The organism is Arcticibacter sp., from assembly GCF_053551015.1.
The window spans coordinates 109,238-119,527 of sequence record NZ_JBMQOB010000022.1; the positions used below are offsets into that span (position 1 = coordinate 109,238).

The 10,290-nt window shown below is 47.7% G+C and carries 3 protein-coding genes; all 3 read right to left on the reverse strand.

Features of this window, described 5'->3' with window-relative positions:
- Positions 1–7: 7 nt before the first annotated feature.
- The 3 genes from ACO1NU_RS15780 to ACO1NU_RS15790 are packed head-to-tail and all read right to left on the reverse strand — an operon-like array spanning position 8 to position 10,288.
- Entirely contained in the window at positions 8–3,403 is a 3,396-nt protein-coding gene (locus ACO1NU_RS15780) for a tail fiber domain-containing protein (RefSeq protein WP_448819461.1), read from the reverse strand.
- A gap of 4 nt (positions 3,404–3,407) precedes the next feature.
- On the reverse strand, positions 3,408–9,194 hold the full coding sequence (locus ACO1NU_RS15785) for a beta strand repeat-containing protein (RefSeq protein WP_448819462.1): 5,787 nt from the start codon (positions 9,192–9,194) through the stop codon (positions 3,408–3,410).
- A gap of 59 nt (positions 9,195–9,253) precedes the next feature.
- Positions 9,254–10,288: a PorP/SprF family type IX secretion system membrane protein gene (locus tag ACO1NU_RS15790; RefSeq protein ID WP_448819463.1), complete on the reverse strand. Its 1,035-nt coding sequence runs from the start codon at positions 10,286–10,288 to the stop codon at positions 9,254–9,256.
- Positions 10,289–10,290: the final 2 nt, after the last annotated feature.

Genomic DNA, 10,290 nt, shown 5'->3' on the forward strand with positions numbered 1-10,290 from the left:
GTACAGTCTATTTTAATTTTTGAAGAATAAGATCAATCTGTTGCTGCTGATCATTCATCTTCACTTTCAGAGCATCGATTTCGAGTTGCTGCTGTTTCACAATTTTATATTGTTCTTTGACGGCCTGGATCAACAAGCCGGAAAGCTGAGTGTAATCGACTTTTAAGAAACCTGCAGAATCGCGGAGCACCATTTCTGGAAACAGCGGTTGCAGTTCCTGCGCAATGACACCGATCTTCGGCCCACTGGCGAAGCGCTTCTGATCTTTGTATTCGAAGCGAACGCCGCGCATCTGATCTATTGACTGCAGGGCGTTACAAAGCGTCTCGATTCTGGTCTTTAGTTCCCGGTCTGATGGTGTGTATAGATTACCTTTCACGGTCAGATCCTGGGCAAGCACCGCGCTACCTGTTGACTCGAAGCTAAGACCTCTTCCGGAACTACCATCACTGCTAATGGAGTAGGAAAGTGTTTTAATATTTTGCGTGGCGGTGTGATCTCCAAGATTGTCGCCTGGCACCGTAATGTTTGATGACCCATCAAAGGGAACCCCGTTGATGGAGACTGCAGTGGTAAGCTTTGTCGCTGAGGCCACGACCTTGGAAGCATCCGCCGTGTTGTCGACCTTATTCAAAGCGAGCATCGTTTTAACCTGTTCTGTGGAAAGCGCCTGGGCGGGTGCTTCTGAGGAGGAGTTATTACCCAGGAGGGAGCTTCCGTTAACTTTACTAATAACAGAACCGCCTACCTGGCTATCAACATAATTCTTTGTCGCTGCGTCTTGATCGTCTGTCGGATTCAGCAGCCCGGTTAGCTTATGGTTACCGAGTGCGATGTCAGCTTCCGGAACTCCAAACCCGCTAAGTGCAATCGAACTTTTAGGAACTCCCGTCGCCTTTCCTGATGCATTCCCCAGGAACAGCTGTCCGGCGGCTAATGAAAGCTGTGAGGTGATACCAGATAGCTGCGCAGCCAAGAATTTCTTATTTACCGCATCCTGATCCAGAACCGGGTCAGCCAGGTTTGTCAGCTTGTAATTAGAGAGGGAAACATTTTCAGAAAAACCTCCAAAGCGGCTCAGTGAGATATTTTCAATGGACACAGGCTCTGCAACGTTAGCAGTACTACCAAGCAAGAGATGATCTGCCGGCAGTGTCATAGAAGAGGGATTACTCACTTTCTGATCCACATAAAACTTTGTTGCAGCATCTTTCTGCTGCAAAGGCTCAGCAAGGTTGCTGATATTAAATTGATTGGAGCCATCCCCCATGAATAAGGTTTCAGTTGCCTTACCAAAGCCACTTACCGGTATTGCGCTTTTTAAAGTTGCTGTAGCTTTCCCGTTTGCATTTCCTACAAAGAAATTACCGGAAGGAAGAGCGAGCGTATTGCTGGGATTTAGAAGTAAATCATCTACGTACTTTTTGGTGGAGGCGTCGCTATCATTTAGGGGAGCTGCAAGGTTAAGAATACGATGGTTACCAAGCAAAACATCCGCGGCGGCAGCGCCGAAACCGCTTAACGATATATCCACCTTAGCTGTTGACACGGCTTTTCCTGCGGTATTGCCCACTAACAGCGTCCCCGACGGGAGGGAAAGATTGGACGGCGGCAAGACTTTGTTGTCGACATAATATTTTGTTGCAGCGTCCTGCGGGCTAAGGGGATCGCCCAGATTGCTGATCTTGAAACCATCCATAGACAGATCCGCTTTTGCAGCACCTAACTCGCTAATAGCTATATCTTTCTTTTCTACCATCCCTGCCTGTCCCTGATCATTTCCCATTAGCAGCATGTTCCTGTACAAACTGATGTTGATCGGGTAGACCGGACGGGTATCTACGTAGAGCTTATTTGCGGCATCGCCATCATTTGAAGGAGAGGCAAGTCCGGTAATCAGCTTATTGTTCATGGCGATATTCGAGGTGGGTAAGCCAAAGCCACTTAGCGGAATTGCACTTTTCAAAGTGGCTACCGCCTTATTCGAAGAATTACCGACAAAGAAGTTGCCTGAAGGTAACGTAAGCAGGCTGGTAGGATTCATGAAAAGCACATCCACATAGGATTTTGTCACAGCATCCTGAGCTGCTGAGGGGTTTGCTAGGTTGACAATTTTATAGTTTGTGATACCATCACCCAGCGACACATGATCAGTGGGTGTTGCGAAACCGCTTAAAGGAATATTGCTTTTATCGAGCTTTTCATCAGAGATCGCTCTCGGCTTCACGGTAAGTTTTCCACTGTTGGTAATGGTTGCGTCTCCTGACATACTTACTGCTGCTGCAACATTGGAAGGATTACCGACATAAATCTGTCCGCTTGCAAGCGCATTACCCAGCGGCATCCATGTGCTCCCATTAAAAACATAAAGCTGTTTTTCTGTGGTATTGTAAAACAGCCGGCCTTCCACTATCTGTGTACCGGCGGGATCGGGATTGAGAACGCCGCCCGGCGTAGACCCGTTAATGGATACTTCTATCCATTCATTATTGACGTCGAATACAAAAAGTTTGTTTTCATCAGTATTGAAGAAGAGATCTCCGGGATTTGGCGATGCGGGAAGGTCTGCGCTGCCGCCGCCGGGAATGGAGGAAGAGCTGATGGGAAGCCATTCAGCGCCTCCAGTTGAACCACCTCCCTCTGCCATCATATACAGCTTTTTTTCGCCTGTCTGATAGTACACATCTCCAAATTTCGGCATTGAGGGCAAAGACGTAACCGACGGCACAACTACCCAGATAGTGCCATCAGAAATATAATACACCTTTGACCCCGATAAAAAAATGACACTTCCCGCACTCGCTACAGGTATTGAAGATATATTAGAGCCTAGTTTCGTCGTCGGAGTCACAGCGAGCTGTGTCCACTCGGAGTTTTCAAGTTTATAGAATTTGGAAGTAATTGAATATCTTACAATTTGTCCATTATGGTATGTAACTGTTGGGAGAACTACACCAGAACTGAATTTCGGCAGATCTGAATTTATTGAAATCGTTGACGTGTTTATTGCTGTATTTAGAACCGAGGCAGGAGTATTAAAAGCGATCATAGGGTAACCATTAGCAGAGGGACGAAAAATTATTCCCAAACCACCTGTAGGAAAAGCCCCATTTAAATCTTGCGCATCTGCCGTAATCACACTGCCACTGATTGAAGTAACCGCGAGAATTTTGTAGGCATTTCCAGATTTATCTATAATTTGATCACCTGAGAGAACTTGCGATGCATAAAAAGTATTGCTGGGATCCGATATTGTACCAGTAATTTGATATTGGCTGTTCCCAAGAGATTTGATGGTAGAAAGAGTAAACTGTGCATTGAATTGTCTAATTGATTGCGCAGTTGAGCTCACGCTGAGGCCAATAATTGCAAACACCATGATAAACCAACTATTCGCTTTCATATAACTAATAGCTTAATATAACAGCGAATCCTCTCGGAGATGAAACAGCGTCAAACTGAGGAAAGCTGTTGACAAACAACTTAACCTCTCCACCTTCACATTTTATTACGTTAATACTACCCGCTCCCCCATTGTGGTAATCAAAAGTGTCATCCTCAGAAGGCACATCCGAAATATTACCCAGAGTGACGATGGTTACTTTCGGAACCATTATAGTACTCTTACCGGTGTTCCAGACAGGGATGGAAGACAAGTCTTTAATTGTGAGAATAAACCCAGTGACCGAATATATATCATTAAGTACATCCTTGTTGACTACGTTTATCCTTACATAATCCGCTGTTGAATTCTCAGGTACCGTAAGTAAAAAATTTCCTAGATTTCTGGAGAAGGCACATTTTTCGCCCCATCCTCTAACGATAACCTCTTTATCATTGTCGGCAAAATATGTTTGGGGCCTATTGCTGCTAGCTCCTCCTCCTGAAGGCGCAACCCATGTTGCAGTCTTTCCGTCATCTTTAACAGTTAAGACTTTTCCTGCCGCGCCAGTTGCAGGAATCGCATCTATCGTATTCAGCTTAATTTTATCCGCCGGCAACATCAAACTGGCCGATTGCGTTGAACCTGCAGGTATCTCGGCCGGGGCACCTGTTCCTGCTTTAATTAAACCGTTTGTAGCAGATGTTGTATATGAAAGATCAGGCGAACCTGAACCTCCTGTTCCATTTGCCACTTTTGTAATTCTTCCATATCGATCAACCGTGATATTGGCCGCAGTGTAGTCTCCTGCCGTTACTGTAGAAAGAGGTTTGAGGTCAATGGTCGGATTGCCGTTTTTACCGTCACCGTTGATAATGTCAATCGCCGACCCTGCAACAATGGTACGGGGAGATACCTTTCCATCAGCAGTATAAGCGATCAAACCAAACTGGTTAATCTGCGCAAGCGATGTTAGCGTAGTACTCAATGGTTGCTTTGTTGGATCAGCTGTAGCAATCGTAATGTCTGAGCTTCCATCAAAGGTGACTCCGTTAATCTGACGAGGGATAGTTAATCTGCCTGCTGATTGAACACTCTTCGTTGCATCGGGCGTGTTATCCACGCTTGATAATCCGACGTCTGATTTAGTCAGGCTAAGCAGTGACTTCACCTCAGTTGAATTTAGAGCTGTGGGAATAGTAGATCCCGCGGTCTTGTTACCAAGGAGTGTATTGGGCGCTATGTTCGTCATTCCTGAACCGGTTGCACTGAGTGTTCCATCCGCAGTTACCGACAGGTTTGCACCTACTTTGATCCCGCCCAAAGTGGAAGAAGTTGCCGTTGGCAGGGTATAATTGTTCGCTCCTGCTTGAATGGCATCCAGCTTAGCTTTATCAGCCGCAGTCATACCCGAAGTTGCGACCCAGGTTGCCAGGGTACCTGCTGAATTAACCGTGAGGACCTTATTCGCGTCAGCTGAGACGATTGATGGGAGCCCCTTTCCATCCACATACGTTTTAATTGCCTTAACAGACGGATACTTCTCATCTGATGAGGCATCAGTCAGGACATTTGTGCTCTTGTTGGTCTTATCTTCTTTCGCGTTCAGCGCATTTTGAGTAGCAGTGCTTATAGGTTTAGAGATGTCACTCGTATTATCCACGAGATTCAAACCTACATCACTTTTACTAAGGGTTATCGCCCCTTGCTTCGTATTGACTGATTCTACCCCTGAATTTGGACTCAAAACCTGAACCCAGTTAGACAATACGCTTGCCGGTGTTGCTCTCAGGATGAAAGTCTTGCTAACATCATCGCGTACCACGGTACTACCAACCACAGCTGTTGTGAGGCCCAGCATCGCCGGCTCAGAGCTAACGACTTCAACAGTAGAGATAGACAGCGACGGGATCTGGCTGCTGGGAACTTTGCCACTTGCATCAAGCGAAGCAACACCGTTTACGGCACCAAGAGATGTCTTGTCCAGCTTCAGAGCCAGGGCCGCCGCGGTTTTATCGCTTACAACCTTATCCTTATCAGCAGTATTCTCCACATTCGATAAGCCCACGTCGTCTTTATTCAGATTCAGGAGTGACTTAACATCTGATCCGGTTAGCGCAACAGGCCTTGCTTCTGTTGTCTGTTTATTTCCAAGAATAGTCTGGGTTGGGATATTACTCAGACTCAAAGTCGCCTCTCCGGCAGCAACGACAGCCGATATGCCCCCTTCTCCTTTGACCCCTGCGACACTTCCGTTAGATGGTGTTGTCCATGAGAATCCTCCTGTACCGTTCGACACCAGCATCTGCCCCGCAGCTCCGTTGGTGTTAATGTTCTTTAACTTTAATGGATGGATACTCTCATTCGCGATGACAGTAGCGATGGGTCCGGTGCCACTACCCGTAACATCACCCGAGAGAGTGATCGTTTGATCTCCTGTATTGGTTCCCGAAACAGAAGCATTCGCCGGAACTGTAAGCGTTGATGCAGGTGTCCCTCCACTAATAGTGAAACCGCCACCCGGCAAAACAGATGGCACCACTCCGTTCACAGTAGTGCCCGTAAGATCTTTCGGAACGCTTGATCCTGGTAATACGCCCAACACTTTGGTAGAAAGATCTATTCCCCCTGCCAACATATCGTTGGTAACTTTACCCGTACCAATCTTTGTAACGAGCGATCCGGCAGTGGTGCTTACATCACCAGTCAGTGCGGGGAATCTTCCCCCTGCCAGGATTCCTGTCGCATGAGCACCAGATAAATCAACCGCCTTCGCTGTAACATTCTGACCATTAATATCGATATAATCCTGACCAAGACGGGTCAGGTTCCCTGCAGTGGCAGTTAGTACACCTCCACTTAAGGAAAGCCCGGTTCCTACCGAAATAGCTTCAGGCGTTCCGGTACCCGCAGTCGTTCTCCCGATTAAGCGTCCATTCTCCAGGTCCGCAAGCTTTGCCAGCGTGACCCCTTTGTCGACAATGCCGAGAGGTGAAGATGATGAAGTTCCATCGCCTTTTAATGTTGCATCCGTCACCACAGAAGTCATTCCCCCTCCGCCAGCAGTGATTCCATCAACTCTGTCTACTATTTTGATAAGAGCAGCTTCCACGTTGGCAGCGCCTAGCTTAGTGGAGCTAGCGGAAGTAATGCTGACCGAACTCGCGTTCTGATCGCCCGTGTTTACGCCGCTCGTTTGCTTAAGTACTGCTAACTGCGCATCGGTAACAAACCGCTTATCTGCTGCCTCCAAAATTTCGGCTGTAGTCGCATCATCACCCTTAGTGACCAATCCTTGTGCATCGTAGGTGATCTTCGTTTTTGTAGCCCCTGTTATCGGAGTATTTGCTTTAACTACAGTGCTTAGATTGGCGGAAAGAACACCGCTTGCGTCAACTGAAAGGTTATTGCCCACCTTCACTCCTCCCAATATGGTTGGAGATGCTGCTGGCAGCGTGTAATTAGATAAGCCATCCAGCTTCGTCTTATCGACAGGCAGCATCAAACCCGGTGTAGTTGATGTTACATTGGGAATACCGGCCGCAACACTTCGGTTAACCCATCTTGACGTAGCTGCGTCCCATACCAATACATCACCCTGCGCCTTTGCGGCTACAGAGACATCGGATAGAGACTCAACTGCATGAGTATGCGTTAGAGAAGCAGCGTCAACAATTCCGTAACCAGCAAGAGTGGTCGGGTTACTGCCGGATATTACCCGTCCCTGTGCATCAGTGGTCACAGCCTTGTAAGTCCCTGCCGTACCCACCTTCTTTAGCGTCGTAGTTAAAGATCCGGCTGTAGATGTCACATCGCCATTCAGCGCTGGAAATCTGCCTTCGCCCAAAATACCGGTAGCGTGGCTACCTGATAGGTCAACCGGGTGTGCAGATATCTCCTGACCACTTAGGGTCAGGTAACTCTCTCCTTTTAAGATAACATCTCCACCGATTGCTCCCGGAACACCCTGGGTGAGGGACAATACCCCCGCATTTAGACTCAGGCCTGCACCCAGCGTGATAGCTTCAGGCCGGGCGGAACCGGTTCCGCTATTTCCCAGCAAGGTTTTACCCGCGAGCTCAGCGAGCTTGGCAAGCGTTAGTTTTCCATCGCCAATACTCAGATTCGTCGTGTTCCCATCTCCTGTAAATAGGGAAGCATCATGCTTCACGGCAGTCATACCACCGGCTGAAGCTGTTGCGATCTTCCCTTGCAGATCTTCCAGTGCAGCTTGAACATTTGCCGCTCCTGATAAACCTGCGATAGGAGATATCGGAACTTCCAAGGCTGTTTGATCGTCAGTACCCCCGGCAGCTATGGCGCCCCAGGTACCATCTCCCCTCAGGTAACTACTGGATGAACCATTTCCGATAATAGCAGATGCGGGGATACTCGCTATACCATAACGTGCCGACGGGATAGTGCCGGCAGTCAAATTCGAAGCATTCGTTTGATCTACGTTTTTCACATTCCCTAAACCCACATCGCTGGCGCTGAGAGACAATAAGCTTTTCAGCTGAGGCATCGTTATTGGTGCAGGACTCGCCACACCGGCAGACATATTACCTAATATTGTTAATGAAGGCATGGTGGCCAACTTGCCAAAGACAATCCCGTTATCAGCGATACTCAGCGTAATATTTCCCGAAGTTCCGCCTCCTGTTAATCCTCCCGAAGAGCTTACCCCGGTGATGTTCCCCTGCCCTGTTCCCGATGCCACATTCGCCCAGACAAAGCCACCGCTCCCATTTGCTGAGAGCACCTGCCCTGTAGTACCCATGCTTGTGATTCCGGCCATTTTTAGCGGATCGATACCCTGACTCGCTATTCCGAGAGGACTTCCTGAAATACCGTTCCCGATTAGTGTACCATCATGTACTAACACGCTACCTGAGCCTGTTGTTACTCCATTAAGCAATCCGGCTAAGTCTACATGGCTGCCACGTGGACCAGAAATCGATAGCACCGATCCTGAAAGGCTTAACGATTGATTCAGGTCTGCAAGGCTGACGGAGTTCCCTCCTTTGATTGACAGATTATGTGCTGCATCAAGGCTAAGCACAGGATCAAGAGAAGTAGTTTTAGCAAACAAATCATCTACATATTTCTTCGTCGCTGCATCTCTGTTACCTGTCGGGACTCCCAGGTTCGTTACCTTGAAACCTGCCATCCCAATATTTGCCGCCGGCGCCCCGAAGCCGCTTAGCGGTATATTTAATTTATCCAGAGCCTTATCGGTAACAGCCGCGTCAGCAATTTTAGGGGCAGTGACTGCTTTGTCTGCGAGATCTAACTTGAGCGGAGCCAAGGCCGCCTTCGTTCCATTCGTGATCGCTATTGTTCCGGATGAGCTTACGTCCTGGCCGCCAATGGTCATAGGCACTCCTGTTGAAGGCCAGGCACCAGATTGTTTAGGCCCAAATAGCATATAACTGCTGGTGTTGATATAAAAGTCGCCATTAGAGCCAACTGCTGCTGTCGGATTGCTGGATCCGCTTAACATACTATTCCCGTTGTTTCCTCCGCTGGCTGGCAACTCCGTATTCTTAACAAGCCGCTGCCAACCGTTTTCGAAAAAGTAAAATCCTGCAGATCCATCTGTTTGATAAACCAGGAGACCTGTTGCCGGACTACTGATACTCACTCGTTGTGAAGCTGTCACCCGGGGAATCAACAAACCTTTCGACGTGGAGACAACCTCCAGCTGAGCACTTGCATCCGGGTTGGCCGTTCCTATTCCTACCTGAGCATATGATACGGATACACAGCAAACGGCGATAAGTACAGCTAAACACTTAACTACTCTATTCATGAGGAAACAATTTTTATAAATGGTTTTAATTGGCATCGCTTTTTTATTAATGCTTTGGATTAGTAGAATTCATGGCACCTTCTGCTATTGCTCCGGCGGCTTCTTCCCGGAAAAGTATTGGCCCGTGAAGGCAAGGTCGTTTCGTAGCTTAATGCTGCTTCTGATGTTCCTGAGGTATTCCCGTATTGCATTTTGGACAAAGTAGCATCATGGCTCATTCCAAGCCTGACCTTATCATAGCTGTCTCTCCGAACGAACAGATCGAAAATGAGCGATACCACCATTGCATCGCTTCCTCCCTTAGTACCAGACCGGTACCACAACCCCACATTCGCTCCTTTATACTTGTATTGACAGCCGGTACTGACCGAACTTGACTTAGCCTGAGTATACATCACCACAGATGGGATGACTGCAGCTGCGTTATCATCCATGTTATAGGGATCCAGGGACAGCCGGTAACTTGCATGGGCACTGATGCGCACAGGTAGCGTTGTTTTGCTCCCGGTAAACGACTCGTTTGGACGGTTGATATGCTGCGAAGCTATGCCTGCCATAAAACTTCCTACCACCAGATTAGCGCCCGCCCCGGCATCGAAAAAGTATTTGTTGTTATATTCAGGGAGAGTAACCCCTGACACGGCACCTGGAATTATGCCATCTATGGGATCAATCTGGTCACCGAAAACAATCTTGCTATAATCGATTTCTCTTTGGGTAAAACCCGCCTGTAGACCGAAAGAAAGAACAGCGTTGTCAAAGTCGACACTGTAGGAATAGATTCCTGAGATGTTCAGCTTTCTGAGGTAGGCGCTACCCTCATTCGAACTCGTTACTAATAACCCTAAGCCTCCACCCAGGGAAGGCATTTTATAGTCGGCTGAAAAGGTCAGATACGTTTGGTTGCCGGGAAGCGACGACCATTGGTTTCGGTAAATCAGATTTATTCGAAGATCCCCTTCGAATTGTCCGTTCAGCGCAGGGTTCAGATAATTTGGGGCATTGTAAAATTGAGAATAAACATGATCCTGTGCCTGTAGCTTGCTTAATCCACATACTACCAAAACGGCAATTGACAACAGCTTTCTTTTCATGA